Consider the following 19,409-nt stretch of genomic DNA (forward strand, 5'->3'; position numbering starts at 1 on the left):
CAGTAATTTATTATTGACTTAAAGGACCATTCCTTAAATGAGGAATGGTCCTTCTTTATTACCAAAAAAATTGTCCATGTTTTTGGTGAAAATATCTCCTATAACACTTATTCTTTCATTAAAAAGCTCCTTGAATACTTTTATAAAATTCAAAAAGAAATTTTATACCAAATCCTATTAATACAAGTCCAGTTAAAATAGAAACCCATTTGATATATGTAGGATTTAGTACCTTTCTCGTACCTGCAACAATTGTCATTAAAACTATGTCATGAATAAGAATTCCTGTAAGTATTCCTGCACCAACAATAAGGAATTTAAAGGTATTGGATGAATCAAACGAGTCCGCTAATACTGTACCAAAAATACTTACCCAAAAGACTAAATTACCAGGTGATATAGCTACAAGTAACCCATTAAAGTAAGAAGACTTCAGTGATTTTGTTGACTTTTCTCCTGCTACTGAGATATTATGGTCAGCAGTTTTTATGCTATCATAGCCAATAAAAAATAAGAATAAAGCACCTACCAACCACATCGTAATTTGAACAATAGGCATGGATAGTACAGAAGCTAAGCCGAAATAAAGAAGTAAAATCAAACCTAAATCAATCGTCATTCCTCCAAGACCGACAATCCATCCATGCATAAATCCGTTTTTAAGACCTTGTTTTGTCATTTCTATTGTAACTGTACCAATAGGGAGAGAAATAGAAAGTCCAAGTAAAACATATGTCAAAAATAGTACAAACAAATAAAACCCTCATTAACTTTTACTTTCTTTTATTTTTCCGTTTTATTCTCCGTTTAATTCTACTATTATATTACTAAATGTAATAATATTCAATCTATTCAAGGGGTTATATATCCTTGTAACTAACCTGTCCCGTTAGTTGAACAAGAAAATAACTAACTGGCTACATTCATATTTCGAATCATTATATAAGGTTATTTTCTAACAAATGTCATCCTATATTTATAAACTATTTATAGTATTTGTTATTTCTTCAATTATTTCTTTATGGACGTATATATCCCAAATAATAAAGGTGATAAGGAATAAAAAATATAATGCAATATACAATTTCAAGTTTTTTCTCGGTCTCAAAGGTTTAAAAAATAATACAAAAAAGACTGTTATAAAAAGCGAGAGTAAATAAATGTTAAGTTTCCATATCTCATTTGCTTGGTTAATTGGTAACATAACTTTTATAGCTTGAATTGCAGTACCTTGCACATTGTACTTTTCTTTTTTTACAAACCCTTCTTCAATCGTTAGTATCATCGATTCTTCATTCAAGTAGTAATTAAAGAGCTGCATTGCAACTCACTGTTCTTCAACTAGAGTACCCGTTAGTTTCAGTGTCATTTTTCTTTTCTTGAAGAAATTTATTTTCATGGTTATACCTTCTTCAACTAACCAACCTCGTTAACCATTTTTAAATAACACTCTCTTCTTTTTCTACCGTTTGAGTAGGGTCTTTTTTTATATTGTCATTTTTCTTTTTTTGAAGAAACTTCTTTTCATGGTAGTTAAACAAAGTTAATCGGTAATTTCATTCTTAAAATTTTTAATGGGATTTTCGATAAGCTGTTGTTCTCTTAGCAATTCTAGCAAATTCACTCTATTTCTATCTAAATAAATACCTCTTATCCCAACTCGTTCAGCTCCTTCAATATTTTCAATTTTGTCATCTATAAATATACTTTCTTCTTTTATCGCTTTTGCATGATTAAGCGCGATATTATAAATTGCTTCTCCTGGTTTTTCTTCTTTTACAAAGGCAGAAAGAATAATAGAATCAAAATATTTACGAATTCCTAACCTATCAAATATCCAGTCCATACTTGGCATTGCATTCGAAATAACAGCTAATCTGTACTCTTTACTTAATTCCTCAAGCAACCCTTTTACTTCTGGAAACAGCTCACAGTGACCAGCAAAATGGGTAAATAAGAATAATTCATTTGTTAGTTCAATTTCTCCAAGCTCTTTTGCAATAGTTCCATAATAACGCTTATAGTATTGTTCTTCTTCATTCCAATTCGAAATGAAAGTCAGTTTAATTTGTTTTGCCTTCATAATAGCAACATCAATTTTTGATTTTTGATAACCTCTTTCCAGCAATATATACCTTATTCTGTCATCTCCTTTTAAAAAAGTATCAAAAAGAACACCACCAGCATCAAAGAAAATTACTTTCACTTCATTTTTTGTTTGATTCATTTTAATCCTCCTTTATAAACGATATGATTTTTTTGTTTTTTTGATAGTTTATTTAAAAAACTTATACACCAAACCTGTCCCGTTAGTTCAATAAGTTCAACAAAAAGAGCCTCAATCCCTTCTTGGATCAACGCCCTCCGATTGTTAATATTGCACTTTATAAACCATACGTACTGTTTTAAGAATATGGACTAGCAAAATGATCTCAAAGTCACTTTCACAACAAAAATGAAATTACAATAATACTAAATAAATTAGCAATAAAATGCGAAATAGCACTTATCCACGCATTGTTTGTTTTATAAAATATCACACCATATAAAACACTATTTATAAAGATAAAGAAAATATCATAAGTGACTACAACAATACTCCCCTCAACAATGTGAGCAAATGCAAATATTATGGATGTAACAATTAAAGTAGGTATTATTGGTAGTGCTTTACTCAATTGCTTTTGAAAAAAAGCCCTCCACGCAATTTCTTCACCCAATGCTAAAATAGCAAGTTGGAAGACGAGAAACATTATCTTATTTAACGAAACAACAAACTCCGTTCTTCCATAAAAATGTTCTATGTATTCGGGCAAAATTAATTTTGCTAACACAATACAAACAACATTCAAAATCAGTGGTAAAACAATCCAAAAATAAATTGTTTTGTTTTTCAGACACGTTCCTATTGCTTTTGCATTTAGTCCAGTGTCAGCAGAAACATTTTTTTCCAAATTACTATTAATAAAGAAAAACGCAATACCAATAATAACAGATATCCCAGCAATACTAAATCCTAAAAAATTTGCAAATGAAACAGCAGTCATAACTATCATTGCAATTAAACATATTTTTTTTATATTAGCCAGTTTTAACTCTCCTGTCCTAATTATCTCTCTATAACTTTGAATATTTTAGACTAACCCCCCTTTAGTTGAATAAAATAAAAGGAAACTACTTTTAATGTACTCTCTCAGATTATCATTCAGTATGTAACTATTTCTATATGGTTACAGAAATATCCTTCTTCAACTAAACCACTACGTTAGTTCAATAAGAAAAAAGAGTTGCATACGCAACCCGATCTACAACTAAAGAACTCGTTAGTTGTAGATGAATTACTTTAGGACTAAAGCATAATCAAGAATTTCTTGATAAAGTTCGTTCCAATCATGATAGTATTCTATTACTTCATCTGGATTTATAAGAATTCTTTCGGCTGACTCAAACTGTGCTTGAAAATCATGTAATCGATCAATGTCCATACGGTAAAAAACTTGATATCCTACCTTTGGATAATTGCTACTTGTATCCCATTTTATGTTTTCATTGTGGTCAACTATAATATGACCTAAAAGAAAGATACTTCCTGTTACATACCCTTCTTCATACGCTTCACGCTTTAAACAATCTTCAGGGTTTTTTTCATGTTCAATATGACCACCAGGAAAATCCCAACCTCTATGATTTAGATTAACAAAAAGTAGCTTTTCTTCTTTTAAACGAATGCCGTGAACGCTTGTAATTAACTTTCTTGGAGGAAGTTGTGGATCACGCTTCCAGGTTAGTTTTACTTTTGAATCTCCCCAATTCACATATTTGGTTGTCAATTCTTCACTCTCCCTTTCTTCGATTTCTTATTACACTAACCTGCCCCGTTAGTTTAAGTGTAAAATTTCACACTTGATCACAGAAATTTACATGGTGTTATATATATTAAACTAGTCCATCGAAGTGATGGTCTAGTTTAACTAAAGCGCCCCTAGTTGAAGTACTTTTCATTATTTTTTCTAACAACATAAGTTATTGCGTTGGTTTTTAACAATACAGGTTTTCCATTTCGAATAATGCTGTATTCTAATGTTTTTACTTCTGATTTGAATAGTTCCCATCCTGTATAGAAGCTACTAATTTTTTTTATCATATCTTCTGTTGAAAGATTTACTTCCATAAGTGCATCTAACTTCTCGTTAGTTTCTTCATCAATTTCTGTAACTTCAGAGTTCACGATAATACAATTTACTCCGTTGTTTTGAGTACCATCTGCCATCTGCTGTATAATTTTATTTAAAGCAACTTCTGATTCAACGTGTTCTAAACTTGAAATGGCAACTATTAAATCATATTCGTTTGTTTTGATTTCATAGTTACCTAAATCAGCTTTTTCCGTGAGAATAACTTCTTCAACCTTATATTCTTTACTATATTGTATTAATTTTAGTAATGCCGAATCAAGTAAATCAACACAGACAACTTTACCGTTTTTGGACTTGATTGCTTCAGCAATCGGAATACTATTTCTACCAACTCCACAACCTAAGTCTAGAACTTTTACATTCTCTTTATCATCAAATAAATGTAATAAATCGGTTACCGTTTTTACAGGTTTGTATAACCAAGAACCTTCTTCAAATAATTTATAGTTATCGTAACAATAATCGTGATATTTCTTCTCTTCATTTCGAATAAATTCAATTCTAGTCAATGTTTTCACCCCTTACATCAAATTCTTTATTGAATGTTGAAATACCTTCTTCAACTAACCTATTCCGATAGATGAATAAGAGAGTTTAGTTATCAATTGCCTCTATTTCGAATTTCATATGGTCCAAATCCCAAACATCTACATCATTATTGGAAAATACTGTTACTTCCAGTTTTTGTCCGACGTTGTACCTTTCAACTTTGTCAACTGGGATTTCATATACATTTCCTTCTTTTCTACTTTCAGGTGTATCGTATTCTTTCATTACCAGTATTTTATCTTCAACAACTATCTTCTCAACAGTTCCTGTGAAAGTGAAGTCTTCTTGATACTCGGAGCAACCGACAAAGAATAGCAAACTTATAAATAAAAAAGAAAAAACGAGTATTTTTTTATTTCTCACGATGTACTCCTCCTAGGCTTAATAACTTTCTAGATTATTTGTTTCCAATCAGGGTCTACTACATCTTTCTCGTTCGGCTTTCTCACAAATTCGATTGAGCCTTCTTGGCATGCCCCAAACATAATGTAGTTTAGTTGTGCTTGTCTTAATGAAACATCATTTGCCCCACCTTCATAATCAGCGTCTCTAAATTGAACACCATCATCTTCCCAAAAACATATTTCACAAATTTCATAAGTGTTTGGCGGTTCTTCATCTAATGTTTTATAGCCACAGCAAGGACAAGTGTATTTCATACAATCACCTCAATAATTTTTTTGATTTTACCATACTTTCTTGTTCAACTAACCTTCTCTTTTACTTCAATGAAAAAGAGCCAGGTAAGCAGCTCAACGCTCTTCAAGTGAAGCACCGTTTGTTTAATATAAAATTAACGATTAGTGTAATATACTTTTGGATTTGTTATTCCATTTTTGATCATAAATTCAGCTTCTAATTTAATTATTTCAATGTAATTACTCTTTTTAAATGGTTTTGTTAATTGAACAATTCCTCTATTACCCTTGTTTTGTTATTTTGATCATTCACAATTACAGACAAATGTACTTTATCATTATATTTTACTACCCCTGTGACAGTTTTTCTCTAAATCTATATTTGTGTAATCGTGTCGATTCTTAAAGGTACATAGGTACTGTATTAATAGAAAGAAAACGAAAAAAATAATCAAAAAACCCTTTAGAACAAATTCTAAAGGGTTTTTCATTGCATAAAATAGCATATTCTCCTAATAAGATGCTATTGACATTATTCTTAATGGCGTACGATTGGCATTGAACAACATCGGAATGATCCACCTGATTTAATGATTTCCGAGAACTCGACCTCCAACACTTGATATCCATGCTGTCTCAGCTGATGATTAACGTCACGATTTATTGGTAAACTAAACACTCGATTATGACCAATAGACAACACATTCGTACCCATTGAGAACTGCTCACTTTCGCTCACTTCGATTAAATGATACATGCTCGACAAACGGTCCACTATTTGTGGATCGAGCGCATCAGGATAAATCAACGCATCTTTTGAGGAAAGAATATTGAACACACAGTCTAGATGTAAATAATTTGGTTTAAAAGGAATAGGTAGAATCTCAAAATCAGGTAATTCACTTTGCAAAGCTTGAATAGCTTTCATACATGTACGATGGCTAATTCCAATAAATACACGATTGCCATCTACGATTACATCGCCACCTTCAATGGGATGCGTTGAAAGCTTCTTATACGAAATGTCATGTTCATTCATCCAATGAGCTAATACTTTCTCTTCGCCTTTACGAATCGGATTCGCCATTTCGGAAATAAATAAACGATTACCCAAAGTAAAACCAATATCTCTAGTGAAGACTTGTTCAGGGTGGTCTTTACTTGGTCGTAGTTTAATCACTTCCACACCTTCGTTCCGTAATGTTTGTTCAAATATCTGATGCTGCGAAATAGCAAGTGAACGGTCAATATTATCATTTATATATTTTTTTTGAACATCATTAATCACTTCTCTAATTTCCATGTATTGAGGTTCACATAATACGACTTTTTTAAGTGTTCCATATTCGCTTTGACAATGTATTTGAGATTGATTTTGAATTATTTTCACAATAAGTCATCCTCCAATTTCTTAATTCATTCCTTTTTTATTCCCTTGATTTTTCATTTCATAACCTATTTGTGAATTTTTTTCATTTGAACTTCATTGTTTCAGGAAATTTAGGATGGGGTAAAGACTAGACATAACGAGATGAGTGAATAAAGATAGTGGAGGCGATTGTATGATTACGAAGGAACGAGCTTTATTAACAAAAGAAGATTTTCATACTAGAAAAGACTTGCCGATTTGGCTCTATAAAGAATACGAAACCTTTCATAACACGGTAACGGATAAAACGTTTCCATGTTTTTTTGGAATGAGTGGCGAACTGAAAGGCGAGCTCCGCTATGCATATATCAATCAAGAGGACTGGAGTAATCTACCGCTTGCACTAGAAGGCTTTCTAGATTTATTTAAACTGCCAAACTACAAGAGACACGGTCTTTTTGTATTTGTAGAGCCTTTTGAGCAAGAGGGTTCTCTCGCAGATTACCGAAAGCAATTTTGGGAGATTCTCCAATACTTACATGAGGTCGATGAAGTTGAATGGCCGGAAGACAGCCCTCGCGACCCTGAACACTATTTATGGGATTTCCGATTCAATGGAGAGCCAATCTTCGTGTTCGGAAATGCTCCTGCATATAAGAAGCGAAAGACACGTCATTTAGGAAATGCGATGGTTCTTGGATTCCAGCCTCGCAAGATTTTTGAAGGATTAGAAGGAACTGAAAAAGGCGGTATTATGTCACGTGAAAAAGTTCGTAAACGTGTAGAAGCTTGGGATCAGTTGCCTAAGCATCCAGATATAGGTCACTTCGGCGACCCGACGCATAATGAATGGAAGCAATTCTTTATAGGTGATGATATTGAGCCAATTCAAGGAAAATGTCCATTCCACCATAAATCACAAGCATAAAATCAAGTCCCCATTTTAGGGGATTTTTTTGTGGAAAATAAAATGGAGAAAAGACTAGTTGGATTAAAGAATGTGGTAGCTGATTTCCAAATTAAATAAGCGAATCTTTTCCAATTTCATTAAGCATTGTAAAGAACTATTCATTTTGAATAAGACCATCTTTACAGAGCACATTAAACTCTAGGAGGTGACGATACCATGACAAAGAAAAGTAAACCAAACTTTAAAAAGAAAGAACCTAATTCAAGAAAAAACAATCGGGAAGAATTCGCGGAAGAACAAGATTTAAATCAAACTAAACGCAATAACGTACAAAATAATAACCAACAAAATTGCTAATACAACTATTAAAACATACATGCAACTACAGTATGATTTAATACTCAGCAATAACTTCTTGTTCATTTAAATTACGATATGGTCAAACGCTATGTATATTAAACTGACAACTCCATCATTATTGAAACTCAATTGTAAAAAGAGATACACCTTGAAATAAGGTAGTATCTCTTTCTGTATTAAAATATATTACTCATTGCGAATATTCCATATTTACGAACTTAGTTTTTCACTTTGAAATTTCATCAAATATTTTAATTTTGACAAGTTAGAGCTCCATTCTTTAATTCCAATAGTTCTATAAAATTCTTTTAGGAAGTCAGTTTCAACCCAATTACTGCAGCTACGATCATGCCTATAAATGCAATTCTTTTCCAATCCTTAGATTCTCCATAAATAAACATTCCTACAAGTGTTCCCCCTACTGTTCCTATACCTGTCCAAACTGCATAAGATATTCCCATAGGGAGAGTTTTCATTGCTAATGCCAGAAAACTAAAACTTAAAATAAAACCAACAATTAAAATTACATATGATTGAATGTTCTTGTATTTAATGACTCTGTTCAAACCTATAACTCCTATAACTTCAAGACATCCAGCTAAAATAAGGTATACCCAATCCATTTATGCTACACCATCTTTCTCGCTTGAATCGGTGGTGATCAATTTTAAACCAATTACACCAGCTAATAGCAAAAGTATAAAAAATATTTTAGTCCAACTAAATGGTTCTCCGAATACAATCATCTCTACCACAACGGTTCCAGCTGTACCAATTCCAGTGAAGACAGCATACGCCGAGGCAACTGGTACGGTTTGTAAAGCTTTTAGTAACACGACAAATGATAAATATATTAGGAAGGCAATCACAAGCCAAGAAATCCAGTTATCTGAGTACTTCAAACCCATTGCCCAAAAAATTTCAATAACACCAGCAATAATTACAAGTGCCCAATTTCGATTCATATAGTTTCCCTCCGTAAAGCTTCTTAATCCTTCGATAATCCACGCCAATAAAGATACCAAGAAGCATCTAATCTTTTATTCGAACGCTCGGGACCACCATATAACATTTCTACAAAAATTCCATCTAATACCCCTAAGAATGCTACTGTAGCTTTCTTAGCCTCAATTGAAGAGCTAATTTCCTTTTTTATGATTGCTTCTTCTAAAATTGGAACTAGTAGTTCTTCTACCTTGTCTAAGTATTCATATACATATTCCATGACTTCATTATAGAGATGAGTAGGAGGAAAAAACGTTATACGAAGCCAAAATTTAGTATAGCCATTTTTTTCATATTGCTCTTTATAATGCAACAGAAAATTAAATAAGAAATCCTTAATAGGAAGCTTCTTGTTACCGTCAATAAAATTGGTAACTATTCTTAATTCATTAGCAAACACGTCGTTACAAACATCAAGAAAAAGCTCGTCTTTTCCTTTAAAGTATGTGTAAATAGATTGTTTTTTTATTCCTACCTCATCAGCAATGTGAGCCATTGATGTTCCATCATATCCATTCTGGGCAAATCGGTTAAGCGCAACTTCTTTTATTCTATTTATTGTCATACTATCACCCTTCCGAACGTTCGTCAGTTAAAAATAACAAACATTTTAAATCCTGTCAACAAATTCTTCTTTTAGTACCTATAAAAGATTCGTAAAATGAAAAAAATGAAGTGAACCTCATTTCTGAGATTCACAGTCATTTTGAGAACTACAATATAGGCAATATAAATATTAACATAATAACTGATATTATCTCCTCTATGTAACTAATACAGATCCAAATTCTAAATTCCCAATGAGTCTATCATGGTTAAATTGGACATCCTATTCAAAAGACTTTAAGGATTTAACTTCACCCTTGCAAAGTCAATTAAAGTAAATTTGTTTAAATCTGTTGGTTATGAGGTACCTATTAAACATGAGAAACTCAATATGATGGAGTTATATAAAGAAAGGATATACAGAAATGATTATATTAGAACGAGAACAAAGCTATGTAATGGTTACTCAGAATGATCATGCCAAAATTGCAGGGAAAATCGCCCAAAATTGTAAGAAGGATTATTTTTTTGAGCTTGAACGAACACCAGAAGTGCTACTGGCGATCAAAGAACATGATAGAGGATGGATAGAGTTAGATACTTCTCCAGTATGGAATGATAAAACAGATAGGCCCTACTCATTTATTGACTACCCGACTGAGCTTAAAATCCCTTTTTATAAAAAGGGACTGGATGAGGTTGAAAAAATGAGCAAGTATGCAGGCTTGTTATGTAGTTTACACTATTCCTCATTACTTCATGATGCTACCGAATCCGTAGTTAAGGAGTTTTGGAATGAAGAAAAGCAAAGAAAAAAGCGACTTTCAAAGGAACTAGGATTGAAGGAAAATGCGGATAAGAATGAAACCTTAATGTACCAATTGGATTTGCTAAAATTTAGTGATTATCTTTCTCTTTATATTAGTTTAAATGAACCTGGTGATAATAAAAGGAATCATCCCTTTTTTCAAAACGGATTTCCACAATTGTTTCTTTTTGTTACGGACAAACCCATCGTTGCTCATTGGGAAAATCCAGAAACCGTTTCGCTTTCCTTCTCTCCTTTAAAGAATGAATTGGAAGTACAACTACCATACAAGGAAGTATTAAAAGATCAAATTGACAAGAAAGGCATTCTAGAGGCATACAAGGACACACCTCTTTCCATAAGAAAGGTAACTTTTAAATAAAATAAAACAAGATTAGAAAGAAAGTAATATCACAATAATTCGGCATTTTGATTTAATTATTTATCTTCTTTTAGAAGCGTCCCCCTTAGTTAATGTTAGTTTTATTATTTTTTAGTATTTCCTTCAATGTTGAATGAATATTATTAAGAGCTATTAAAATAATACCCAACATAACGAAAGTAACAACCTCCTGGGTTATAAAAGATATAACTCCAAGAACAATAAAATACAAAGTATACAACCAGTTTTTCATTTTTCTTCCCCCCTTCCCTAATAGTAAATAACAATACATTGATTGAATCACTAAAGAAATGTTGCTTGTTTCATTAGCATGTCCTGTAGCAATTTCTTCTATTTACAGCCATGCTTCTATCAAAAAAGTCCAATTTACCAGCCCTTACGAATACATAAAGAAGTTATATGAGCAAGATGGTGTTGACCATGCCAAGCATAAATGCCAATATTTTTTCCAATTGAAATTTCACCTGAATCTGGATGAACAAAGGTCTTCTCTAAATCCGTAAAGGTTAGGCTTTTTAATAGTTTAACCCATCTTATATGTAAGGCTTTAAGAAGAGATATGGAAGTCTCAACCGGAAGTTCGTAATCAGGAAGTTCTGCCCATTCTCCTTCGTTATAAGGCTTGATTACTGGAGTATCTTCTGTGATTGCTAATTTAAATCGAATATATGCATTCATATGGCTATCCGCAAGATGATGAACTACTTGACGAACTTTCCACCCTCCTAAACGATAAGCTGTATCCATTTGTTGGTCATTCAAGTCACTTACAGCAACTGCTAATAATTCAGGCAAATCTTCAATCTGCTTAATCCATTCCTCAATCTCATTCCTAGTAATTTTTCCATCAAATTCAAACTCACCTATCGGGTATCTTTCATTCATATTAAGCACTCCTTTATTCAGTTTTTCTATCGCTTTACATCTTTTTTTTACTCAATTTTTCTGAAAAAATCGAACATCTTGTTAAATGCTTTTTGTGCTGATTTTTCATGATATTTATGAGAAAATGGGTCACTAAACCCGTGATGGCCGTTAAATTTATGTACCTTTATATTCTTTTCTTCTAAACGTTGGATTAACTCGTTCACATTAAACGATTTCTCTATTTCTGGAAAAAAAAGCAATGAAGGACATAAGGGTTCTATCTCTATATAGCTTCTTATACGAGAACCATAAAATCCGACAATTCCATCGACACCATTTTCATCACTACACAACCAAGCAATCGTAGCCCCCACACTAAATCCAACTATATATACTTTCTCATATCTATCTTTCATGTCAGACAATACACATTTGATTTTTTTAGAAGCATTTGTAAAACCTACGTTCTCCATAAAATGTTTATAAGCAACTTCCTCTTGAATATATTCAAATGATGTTTCAAGTTCGTATAAACTGGGACAAATAACATCAAACCCTTTTTCTGATAATGTACGACAAATATAATTCATATGCTGATTAATTCCGTAAATTTCATGAACTACAATAATTAAAGAATTTGATCTATTTTGTATGTAAATCTAATACATCCCCCTTCTAGACTAAAATTAGCTGTAGCATCTTTTACTAAACTCTATTAAATATTTAAGTAGTAGTTCTCCTTAAACCCAACAAAATCTTTCTTCTAGCAGCCGTCTTCTTAAGACTTTTTTCTATCCTACCAATATTATAGAATATTTGCGATAATATGAAATAATAGTTTAAGAATAGGAGGTAAGAAAGTGCTTGAGATGTTTTTGTATAATTGGCAAATAAGGAATGATTGGTTTGAATGGTGTCTCGATTTATCTTTTGAAGAGCTAACAAAAAAACGTATAGGTGGGATGGGTAGTATTTTACATAATTTATACCATGTAATAGATTGTGAACAACTATGGATCAATCAAATGAATGGTACACCTGTTATAGAGAGTAATATTGACTTAATTACCAACCTTGAAGACGTAATTAATTTTTCGAATGAAACAAAGCAAAATACTTATGATTTTATCCAAAGGTGGATTTCTAATCAGGACAATCAAGTATTAAAAATTACTAATAAAAAGGGTATTACTTATTCATTTTCTTACGATAAAATTTTGCATCATATCATTTCACACGAAACGCATCATATAGGACAATTATCTATTTGGTCTAGGGAAATCGGCATTAAACCTGTATCTAGCGATATATTATTTAGAGAACCAAACTATTGATATGGACCTCTTCTTTGAGTCACTTTTAAAGAAGAGAGTTTACTAGATCTATATTTTCCTGTTTAACTTCTGTACAAAATCTGGTTTTGTTACATATTCCATATAATTTACAGTACCATTAAAATCTAAATAAGCTTGATAACGTGCAAGTATAGCTGGAGCAGTAATTAAATCTAACACTTTATTTTTTGCCACCCAGCCACTTTCTGTTGTTTCATCAGAAGTACAAAGTTCTCCGCTAGTTTGCTTGCACAAAAAATCTACTATCAACTTAGTAGGGACATCCGTTTTATTGTCATACCATTTATGAATACCAGTATTTGAATAAATACCAATCATGCGAGAAACAACTATATCTATTCCGCTTTCTTCTTTTATTTCTCTACATAAGGCATCCATTAGATTTTCGCCTATTTCCACTTGACCGCCAGGAAAAACCCATCCCCCATGAAGTGTTCTCACTAACAGAATATCTCCCTTTTCGTTCTCTACTATTCCCCCAACTGCTAATATATGTGTTGGCATTTTCATTTTAAATTCCTCCTAAAATTTAATATGCTGTAAAAAAACTGTAGACTAAAGCCTACAGTTTTGTTGATTTTTGTTTTTCAGTTTGATGTAGCAAACGCAACTTTTCTTTTAACTGACGTTGATTCCATTCAATTGTGTCATCCGAAACAAATACAGCTTTTCTTCGTTTCGGAATGATTACTTGCCCACTCACTGCTCGCGTATAGCCCTCGATCATAGTGGCAACAGCTAATATAACGAGTGCGAAACAGATTGCTGGAGCAAGGGGCAGCCATGGAACACCTTGTAAATATCGAAACGAAGAACCAAATAGTCCAGCCCATTCATACGCTATCGATTTAGGTGGATCTCCAAACATCGGATCATAGCTCACATTTGTCCCCCCAATAAATAATTGAAGAAGTCCTAAATGTGTAAAAACAACTAATGTTTCAACCACTTGCTGACCATAAAGTACAAACAATTTTTCCCGCATCATTGGAAAGAGATGTCTCGTTATTATTCTTCGACGACTCGCTCCAAGTGTTCTTGCAGCTAAAATGTATTCCTGCTGATAAAGTAAATTCGCTTCATTCCCAATTAAAGCGGACACAATAGGAACGGTTATAATAGCCATTAACACAACTTGAATAACAATACGTTCCCATACCGTTGTAGAGAACCCTTCCATCGGCTCCCATAATACGGGAAACAACATGAGATAGGAAAATATGGTCATTGGCACATAATGTAGCGGATCAATAAAACTATTCAATAATGAACGTTTCTTTTGCCAATACGTACCTATGACAAAACCTAGGGGTACTGCAATAAACATACGGACTGCAGCAACTCCCATTGCAGCAATAATAGTATATTTTGCACCTAGCATAATTTTTGCAAACATATCATAACCGAACTGGTCTGTCCCAAAAGGATTAGCCCAACTAGGTGAAAGTGGGGCTGCTTCTACTAATTTACCTTTTTCGTATATAAAAAATGTTTGCTTAGGATCCGGTCCATTAATCCATTCGAATACAAAACTTCCTATTAAAAAGAATGCAAGAATGATAAATCCAAAAACAAAATAAGGTTGCTTCCAAACAGACTTCATAAGATAGCACCTCCCCGATTCAAACGGCGTAAAAAGTACCACTCACCAAAGCTGTACAGTATGAAAACAGGTAAAAAGAAACTGCAAACTGTAATTAAAAAAAGCTCGCCAGACATGTTTTGGCTCAAGTGAAACATAATACCTGGCATATTGAACATTCGTTCTAAAATAAATAAATTAGAAAGCATAAACCACATCGTCTTTTTCGATTGAAAAAATATACTAACAATTGCATTCCTAAATATATGTATAATTAAAATAATTAATTTATTAAAACCAAGCGACTTTGAAAGTTCTACATACATTTTACGTTCCTCTGCCTCAAATGTCAGCATGCTTAAGCGATACAGCTGTACCATCGGTAAAATCATCAAACAAAAAACAGGAAGCATATAAATCTTTTCTCCACCAGTGACGGCTATTTTAGAAAGAAAAATACCTGTATTTCTATGAATCATAATTACCGTTAACTGAACAAGCAAGATCACTAATATGTCTGGAAAGGATTCCAAAAAGAAAAAGATCGTTTTAATTCGCTGTCTTGTTCGTTCTTTAAACAGCATTGTTAGAATCGTAAATAATAATGCTAAAAATATTGCAACTAGTAATGCCAAAAATAATATCTCTAAGGAATAGGTAATATACTCCCCTATATGTGGACCATAGTATTGATCCATAAAATTAGAAATTGGAAATAGTGCAAGTATATGTTGCGAATATTCCTTTCCCCTAAACTCCCCTTGTTGTATACCTGTGATCAATATAGGTAAGCCACTTATCAGTAAAATACCTATAAAAGCTACCGTCAATTGAAGCAACCATTTTGATAATTTCTTCACAAAAAATCCCCCTGCTGTCTGAAAACTAAGATGAAAATATCATAACATAGTAAAATATAAAAAAAAGAGAATTTTAAGTAATTTGAGACATTTCTCCATTTAATCCAATTTTCAGCCCTCTTAAATCGATTGGAACAAGCGAATATAAAAAAACAGGCTAATGATAGCCTGTTTTTTATGTCTATTAAAATAAACGGCTTAAATTCGCCATTTCAATTGCAGATACTGCTGCATCATAACCTTTGTTACCAGCTTTTGTACCAGAACGTTCAATAGCTTGCTCGATTGTTTCCGTTGTCACAATGCCGAACATAACTGGCACACCCGTTGTTAACCCCACACTTGCAATACCTTTTGCTGTTTCGTTACATACATAATCGTAATGTGTAGTAGAGCCTCGAATAACAGTTCCTAAACCGATAATTGCGTCATACTTTTTTGTTTCCGCCATTTTTTTCGCTAAAAATGGTACTTCAAATGCTCCAGGTACCCATGCTACATCTACATTATCCAAAGAAACACCGTGACGTTTCAACCCGTCCATTGCACCATCTAATAATTTTCCATTGATAAACTCATTAAATCTACCAACTACAATACCTATTTTCAAATCTGTTCCGATTAATTGTGCTTCAAATATTTGTCCCATTCTTTATCTCTCCTAAATTTTTAATTTTATAAGTTAATATTTCCTCTTAATTAAAGCTATTCACCCATCACTAATTTTTCATGTGCATTTCGATAATTTACTAATGCTTCAATAGTGACAAATTTCAATCCATGAAGATTTGCTATTTCTTTTAATTCTGGTACTCTAGCCATTTCCCCATTTTCACTCATAATTTCGCAAATGACACCAGCGGGTTTAACTCCGCAAAGTTTTGCAAAATCAACCGCTGCTTCCGTATGACCCGGACGTTCAAGTACACCATTGTCTTTTGCTATTAGTGGGAACACATGACCAGGTCGACGGAAGTCAGAGCCTACTGACTCAGCATTCAAAAGTTGTAATATCGTTTCAGAACGTTCAAATGCACTAATACCGGTCTCTGTTGTTTTATAATCTATACTAACAGTGAAGGCTGTTTGATGGTTATCCGTATTATTTTCGACCATAGGAGATAAATTTAGATAATCAGCTAAATTCTTCGTAATAGGTGTGCATATTAATCCACGACCATACGTTGCCATAAAGTTAATATTTTCGGGTGTAGCGTAATCTGCCAATACTAGAAAGTCTCCTTCATTTTCTCGACTTTCGTCATCCACTACAATAATGACTTTACCTTTTTTTAAATCATCTATTGCTTCCTCAATTGTATGAAACATAGTAAAAGCCCCTTTATTAAAATCCATTTTGTCTTAAGAAATCCATCGTTATTGTTGAGTTCGTTGATTTCTCTTGTTTTTGATCTAATTGTTGAATAACATATTTCCCCAATAAATCATTTTCAATATTTACAATGTCTTGCTCTCTTTTAATACCTAAGATTGTCTCGCTGAATGTATGTGGAATAAGCGATACTGTTATTTGTGTGGGCTGCACTTCGAAAATAGTTAAACTAATTCCATCGATCGCTACCGAACCTTTTAGCATGCAATATTTACTGAGTTCTCTATCAATACCGATATCTACGTACACCGCATTTTCCAGTTTTCTTTTTCTTAAGATGACACCCGTTCCATCCACATGACCAGAAACAAAATGTCCACCAAACCTTCCATTTGCCGCCATCGCTCTTTCTAAATTGACTTCATGGCCAATTTGCAGTGAACGAATATTTGTTGACTTAACAGTTTCTGGCATTATTTCTACAGTGAAATGATTATTAGAATAAGCAATAACTGTTAAACAAACACCATTAACAGCAATACTGTCACCTAAATGAATGTCTTCAACTATTTTAGAAGATTCCAATGTTAACTTCATACTGTTCGCACCACTTTTAAGGGCCTTAACTTTTCCTAAGTCTTCTATAATTCCAGTAAACAACATAAACACCTCTATTCAGAAATATTTTATTTAATTCAGAAAACCTCCTGTCTTGACAACAAAATTCTCTGATAAACAAAAGAAAACCCCTTAGAAATTAAGGGGTTTTGGGATTATGTAATTTAAGCAATACTTAATAAACCTTTTTAAATCCAGAAAATTTAAAAGGCTTCTTGCTCTTACATCCTTCTCCCATCCAGACTTTAACTGTCGGCTTTGGATTCGCACCAAATCCTGCCTTAAAAAAGGCTCACGGGCTTAGAATTTCTTCATCACCGTCGATTGGGAATTTCACCCGACCCCGAAGGAATATAATATAAAGTTGTAATTGGTTTTTCATTTTAAAAAAAGAAAAACCCATAGAGAATCTCTACGGGGTCGTTAGAAAAGTTATTTTCATCAACAAATAAACCTATAGAAGAAGTTTTTCTCCATAAGTAAATAAAGTTGTTCAAACGTCCTTCTCCCATCCAGACTATACTGTCGGCTTTGGATTCGCACCAAATCCTGCCTTAAAAAGGCTCACGGGCTTAGAATTTCTTCATCACCGTCGATTGGGAATTTCACCCGACCCCGAAGGACTATTCATCTATGCAATTATAATACCACGTAAAGAATAATTATACACGTAACTTGTCTTTCCTATATTTGTTAATATATCAGATTGCTCAATCAGTCAAGTATACACAAGTGTATATTCTGTATTATATCTACTTTAATACCAGTAGAGAATTACTCTATAAGTTGTGTTTTAAACAGTTTCTTATTGGTCTATTTGTTTAAATGTTTAAAGAAGGGATATATTTTTTATTTAAAGAATAATATAAAAGGATTCTGTACATTTACTTCCACTTTACTTATGAGTATTAAAGAAATTAATAATAGCAACATTTTGTATCAGATCTTAGAAAGGAGACCTTATGAAAATGTATAAATCTATAATTTTAGAAAAGGTTTTTAATAAAACTATGGTTAATAAGCGCATTCATGAAGGAATTGTTTATATGGAAGATACAAGAGGTGAATTTTCTTGGTACAAAGGCTATGGTGGTAAGGAATTAGATTCACCATTGCTTATGGCAAGCATAACAAAGCTTTTGACCACTGCTTGTATCTTAATTTTGCAAGAACAAGGAAAGCTATCATTGAGGAATAAAATATCTGAATTTATTGACCAAGAACATTTAAGCGGACTGCATATATACAAGTCAAAGGAATATTCATTTGACTTACTTTTATACGACTTGTTGTTTCAAATTAGCGGATTACCTGATAAATTTGAAGAGAAGAAGAGTTCAACTAAAAGAAAAGTTATTAATCAAGATTTCAGCTTTTCTTTTCATGAACTTTTAAATTGGGCAAAAGAACTAAAACCACATTTCATTCCGCGTACTAATGGAAAAGCCTATTATTCTGACCTCAACTTTGATTTACTTGGTGAAATTATTGAAAACGTAAATGGAACGACACTGGCAGAAGCCTACCAGCAATTAATTTTTATTCCACTAGAGCTTAAGAATACTTATCTTCCACAAAGTGAAAATGATTTTATACCACATATTTACTATAAGGATAAAGTATTGAACCGCCCTATGTTTATTTGTAGTTGTCGTGCGAGTGGCGGTGCTGTTACTACTGCTAGAGAAATGATGATATTTATTAAAGCATTTTTTGGCGGTAAGTTGTTTAATAAAATTGTATTTGACGAACTAGCTAATTATAACAAGCTTCAAATCACAATGGGACCGATTAGCTATGGGGGAGGATATATGAGAATTACTCTTGGTGGATTATTAATGCCGTTTATGGAAAAGGGAGAATTACTGGGTCACTCCGGCTCATCTGGTTCCTTTGCATTTTACTATCCCCAGAAGGACATTTTTTTTGTCGGGGATGTTAATCAATTTGCTAACCCTAGTCTGCCGATTCGACTTTCTATAAAGTTAGCAATGGGAGTAAAGTAAGATA

At 32.8% G+C, this 19,409-nt stretch carries 24 protein-coding genes, 1 pseudogene and 2 riboswitches; of the genes and pseudogenes, 5 read left to right on the plus strand and 20 right to left on the minus strand.

Features of this window, described 5'->3' with window-relative positions:
- Positions 1-118: 118 nt before the first annotated feature.
- The 9 genes from PGC35_RS11120 to PGC35_RS11160 all read right to left on the minus strand — a co-directional run bounded on the left by PGC35_RS11120 (position 119) and on the right by PGC35_RS11160 (position 6,776).
- Positions 119-754, minus strand: a complete 636-nt coding sequence (locus PGC35_RS11120) for a LysE family translocator (protein WP_375219229.1) — start codon at positions 752-754, stop codon at positions 119-121.
- A 222-nt stretch (positions 755-976) separates the two neighbouring features.
- Positions 977-1,321, minus strand: a complete 345-nt coding sequence (locus PGC35_RS11125) for a hypothetical protein (RefSeq protein ID WP_375219230.1) — start codon at positions 1,319-1,321, stop codon at positions 977-979.
- Between the two features lie 222 nt (positions 1,322-1,543).
- A complete protein-coding gene (locus tag PGC35_RS11130; protein WP_375219231.1) occupies positions 1,544-2,227 on the minus strand; it encodes an HAD family hydrolase in 684 nt (227 codons plus the stop codon).
- A 217-nt stretch (positions 2,228-2,444) separates the two neighbouring features.
- The gene (locus PGC35_RS11135) at positions 2,445-3,056 is read right to left on the minus strand and encodes a CPBP family intramembrane glutamic endopeptidase (RefSeq protein WP_375219232.1); all 612 of its coding nucleotides are present in this window, start codon (positions 3,054-3,056) and stop codon (positions 2,445-2,447) included.
- A 282-nt stretch (positions 3,057-3,338) separates the two neighbouring features.
- A complete protein-coding gene (locus PGC35_RS11140) occupies positions 3,339-3,830 on the minus strand; it encodes an NUDIX domain-containing protein (RefSeq protein ID WP_375219233.1) in 492 nt (163 codons plus the stop codon).
- Positions 3,831-3,982: 152 nt separating this feature from the next.
- On the minus strand, positions 3,983-4,705 hold the full coding sequence (locus tag PGC35_RS11145) for a class I SAM-dependent methyltransferase (RefSeq protein ID WP_375219234.1): 723 nt from the start codon (positions 4,703-4,705) through the stop codon (positions 3,983-3,985).
- Between the two features lie 85 nt (positions 4,706-4,790).
- Complete coding sequence (locus tag PGC35_RS11150) at positions 4,791-5,108, minus strand: hypothetical protein (protein WP_375219235.1); 318 nt, start codon at positions 5,106-5,108, stop codon at positions 4,791-4,793.
- A gap of 29 nt (positions 5,109-5,137) precedes the next feature.
- Positions 5,138-5,404, minus strand: coding sequence for a CPCC family cysteine-rich protein (locus tag PGC35_RS11155; RefSeq protein WP_375219236.1), 267 nt, complete (start codon positions 5,402-5,404; stop codon positions 5,138-5,140).
- 517 nt (positions 5,405-5,921) lie between these two features.
- Positions 5,922-6,776: a dimethylarginine dimethylaminohydrolase family protein gene (locus PGC35_RS11160; RefSeq protein WP_375219384.1), complete on the minus strand. Its 855-nt coding sequence runs from the start codon at positions 6,774-6,776 to the stop codon at positions 5,922-5,924.
- A 169-nt stretch (positions 6,777-6,945) separates the two neighbouring features.
- Here PGC35_RS11160 and PGC35_RS11165 point away from each other — a divergent pair, with 169 nt between their 5' ends.
- On the plus strand, positions 6,946-7,680 hold the full coding sequence (locus tag PGC35_RS11165) for a YqcI/YcgG family protein (protein WP_375219237.1): 735 nt from the start codon (positions 6,946-6,948) through the stop codon (positions 7,678-7,680).
- A 198-nt stretch (positions 7,681-7,878) separates the two neighbouring features.
- Positions 7,879-8,019: a hypothetical protein gene (locus PGC35_RS11170; RefSeq protein WP_375219238.1), complete on the plus strand. Its 141-nt coding sequence runs from the start codon at positions 7,879-7,881 to the stop codon at positions 8,017-8,019.
- 311 nt (positions 8,020-8,330) lie between these two features.
- On the opposite strand, the gene PGC35_RS11175 is transcribed toward PGC35_RS11170, so the two are convergent.
- Genes PGC35_RS11175 through PGC35_RS11185 form a run of 3 tightly spaced genes read right to left on the minus strand, consistent with a single transcriptional unit; the run spans position 8,331 to position 9,592 of the window.
- Positions 8,331-8,645 (minus strand): DMT family transporter, encoded by a 315-nt coding sequence (locus tag PGC35_RS11175; RefSeq protein WP_375219239.1) that lies wholly within the window; start codon positions 8,643-8,645, stop codon positions 8,331-8,333.
- Positions 8,646-8,987 (minus strand): DMT family transporter, encoded by a 342-nt coding sequence (locus PGC35_RS11180; protein WP_053588989.1) that lies wholly within the window; start codon positions 8,985-8,987, stop codon positions 8,646-8,648. It lies immediately after the preceding gene.
- Between the two features lie 23 nt (positions 8,988-9,010).
- Positions 9,011-9,592, minus strand: coding sequence for a TetR/AcrR family transcriptional regulator (locus PGC35_RS11185; protein ID WP_375219240.1), 582 nt, complete (start codon positions 9,590-9,592; stop codon positions 9,011-9,013).
- Positions 9,593-9,998: 406 nt separating this feature from the next.
- On the opposite strand from PGC35_RS11185, the gene PGC35_RS11190 reads away from it, so the two are divergent.
- Positions 9,999-10,763 (plus strand): DUF3891 family protein, encoded by a 765-nt coding sequence (locus tag PGC35_RS11190; RefSeq protein ID WP_375219241.1) that lies wholly within the window; start codon positions 9,999-10,001, stop codon positions 10,761-10,763.
- A 387-nt stretch (positions 10,764-11,150) separates the two neighbouring features.
- On the opposite strand, the gene PGC35_RS11195 is transcribed toward PGC35_RS11190, so the two are convergent.
- Complete coding sequence (locus PGC35_RS11195) at positions 11,151-11,669, minus strand: YfiT family bacillithiol transferase (RefSeq protein WP_375219242.1); 519 nt, start codon at positions 11,667-11,669, stop codon at positions 11,151-11,153.
- Between the two features lie 47 nt (positions 11,670-11,716).
- Positions 11,717-12,310 (minus strand): dienelactone hydrolase family protein, encoded by a 594-nt coding sequence (locus PGC35_RS11200; protein ID WP_375219385.1) that lies wholly within the window; start codon positions 12,308-12,310, stop codon positions 11,717-11,719.
- Positions 12,311-12,520: 210 nt separating this feature from the next.
- On the opposite strand from PGC35_RS11200, the gene PGC35_RS11205 reads away from it, so the two are divergent.
- Positions 12,521-12,985 (plus strand): DinB family protein, encoded by a 465-nt coding sequence (locus PGC35_RS11205; RefSeq protein WP_375219386.1) that lies wholly within the window; start codon positions 12,521-12,523, stop codon positions 12,983-12,985.
- A 48-nt stretch (positions 12,986-13,033) separates the two neighbouring features.
- Here PGC35_RS11205 and PGC35_RS11210 read toward each other — a convergent pair whose 3' ends face one another.
- The 6 genes and pseudogenes from PGC35_RS11210 to ribE form a co-directional block, all read right to left on the minus strand.
- Positions 13,034-13,516 (minus strand): NUDIX hydrolase, encoded by a 483-nt coding sequence (locus tag PGC35_RS11210; protein ID WP_375219243.1) that lies wholly within the window; start codon positions 13,514-13,516, stop codon positions 13,034-13,036.
- Positions 13,517-13,568: 52 nt separating this feature from the next.
- Positions 13,569-14,609, minus strand: coding sequence for an ABC transporter permease (locus tag PGC35_RS11215; RefSeq protein ID WP_053588982.1), 1,041 nt, complete (start codon positions 14,607-14,609; stop codon positions 13,569-13,571).
- Entirely contained in the window at positions 14,606-15,448 is an 843-nt protein-coding gene (locus tag PGC35_RS11220; protein ID WP_375219244.1) for an ABC transporter permease subunit, read from the minus strand. The genes PGC35_RS11215 and PGC35_RS11220 overlap by 4 nt, the downstream gene beginning before the upstream one ends.
- 184 nt (positions 15,449-15,632) lie before the next feature.
- Positions 15,633-16,097, minus strand: a complete 465-nt coding sequence (gene ribH, locus PGC35_RS11225) for a 6,7-dimethyl-8-ribityllumazine synthase (RefSeq protein WP_053588980.1) — start codon at positions 16,095-16,097, stop codon at positions 15,633-15,635.
- 59 nt (positions 16,098-16,156) lie between these two features.
- Positions 16,157-16,777 (minus strand): annotated as a pseudogene (ribB, locus tag PGC35_RS11230) (3,4-dihydroxy-2-butanone-4-phosphate synthase); the annotation flags it as partial.
- Positions 16,778-16,793: 16 nt separating this feature from the next.
- Complete coding sequence (gene ribE, locus PGC35_RS11235) at positions 16,794-17,441, minus strand: riboflavin synthase (protein WP_375219387.1); 648 nt, start codon at positions 17,439-17,441, stop codon at positions 16,794-16,796.
- A gap of 180 nt (positions 17,442-17,621) precedes the next feature.
- A riboswitch (FMN riboswitch) is annotated at positions 17,622-17,754 on the minus strand.
- Between the two features lie 141 nt (positions 17,755-17,895).
- Positions 17,896-18,026, minus strand: a riboswitch (FMN riboswitch).
- A gap of 335 nt (positions 18,027-18,361) precedes the next feature.
- Between ribE and PGC35_RS11240 the strand changes: the two genes are divergently transcribed.
- Entirely contained in the window at positions 18,362-19,405 is a 1,044-nt protein-coding gene (locus PGC35_RS11240; RefSeq protein WP_375219245.1) for a serine hydrolase domain-containing protein, read from the plus strand.
- Positions 19,406-19,409: the final 4 nt, after the last annotated feature.

Source organism: Psychrobacillus sp. PGGUH221, assembly GCF_042055255.1.
GTDB lineage: Bacteria > Bacillota > Bacilli > Bacillales_A > Planococcaceae > Psychrobacillus.

What these genes read in the sequence shown, in the direction of transcription:
- PGC35_RS11125 (WP_375219230.1), bottom strand. Translation starts at nt 1,321, where the DNA reads ATGCAGCTCTTTAATTACTACTTGAATGAAGAATCGATGATACTAACG.
- PGC35_RS11130 (WP_375219231.1), bottom strand. Translation starts at nt 2,227, where the DNA reads ATGAATCAAACAAAAAATGAAGTGAAAGTAATTTTCTTTGATGCTGGT.
- PGC35_RS11135 (WP_375219232.1), bottom strand. Translation starts at nt 3,056, where the DNA reads ATGATAGTTATGACTGCTGTTTCATTTGCAAATTTTTTAGGATTTAGT.
- PGC35_RS11155 (WP_375219236.1), bottom strand. Translation starts at nt 5,404, where the DNA reads ATGAAATACACTTGTCCTTGCTGTGGCTATAAAACATTAGATGAAGAA.
- PGC35_RS11165 (WP_375219237.1), top strand. Translation starts at nt 6,946, where the DNA reads ATGATTACGAAGGAACGAGCTTTATTAACAAAAGAAGATTTTCATACT.
- PGC35_RS11170 (WP_375219238.1), top strand. Translation starts at nt 7,879, where the DNA reads ATGACAAAGAAAAGTAAACCAAACTTTAAAAAGAAAGAACCTAATTCA.
- PGC35_RS11175 (WP_375219239.1), bottom strand. Translation starts at nt 8,645, where the DNA reads ATGGATTGGGTATACCTTATTTTAGCTGGATGTCTTGAAGTTATAGGA.
- PGC35_RS11180 (WP_053588989.1), bottom strand. Translation starts at nt 8,987, where the DNA reads ATGAATCGAAATTGGGCACTTGTAATTATTGCTGGTGTTATTGAAATT.
- PGC35_RS11185 (WP_375219240.1), bottom strand. Translation starts at nt 9,592, where the DNA reads ATGACAATAAATAGAATAAAAGAAGTTGCGCTTAACCGATTTGCCCAG.
- PGC35_RS11190 (WP_375219241.1), top strand. Translation starts at nt 9,999, where the DNA reads ATGATTATATTAGAACGAGAACAAAGCTATGTAATGGTTACTCAGAAT.
- PGC35_RS11195 (WP_375219242.1), bottom strand. Translation starts at nt 11,669, where the DNA reads ATGAATGAAAGATACCCGATAGGTGAGTTTGAATTTGATGGAAAAATT.
- PGC35_RS11205 (WP_375219386.1), top strand. Translation starts at nt 12,521, where the DNA reads ATGTTTTTGTATAATTGGCAAATAAGGAATGATTGGTTTGAATGGTGT.
- PGC35_RS11210 (WP_375219243.1), bottom strand. Translation starts at nt 13,516, where the DNA reads ATGAAAATGCCAACACATATATTAGCAGTTGGGGGAATAGTAGAGAAC.
- PGC35_RS11215 (WP_053588982.1), bottom strand. Translation starts at nt 14,609, where the DNA reads ATGAAGTCTGTTTGGAAGCAACCTTATTTTGTTTTTGGATTTATCATT.
- ribH (WP_053588980.1), bottom strand. Translation starts at nt 16,097, where the DNA reads ATGGGACAAATATTTGAAGCACAATTAATCGGAACAGATTTGAAAATA.
- PGC35_RS11240 (WP_375219245.1), top strand. Translation starts at nt 18,362, where the DNA reads ATGAAAATGTATAAATCTATAATTTTAGAAAAGGTTTTTAATAAAACT.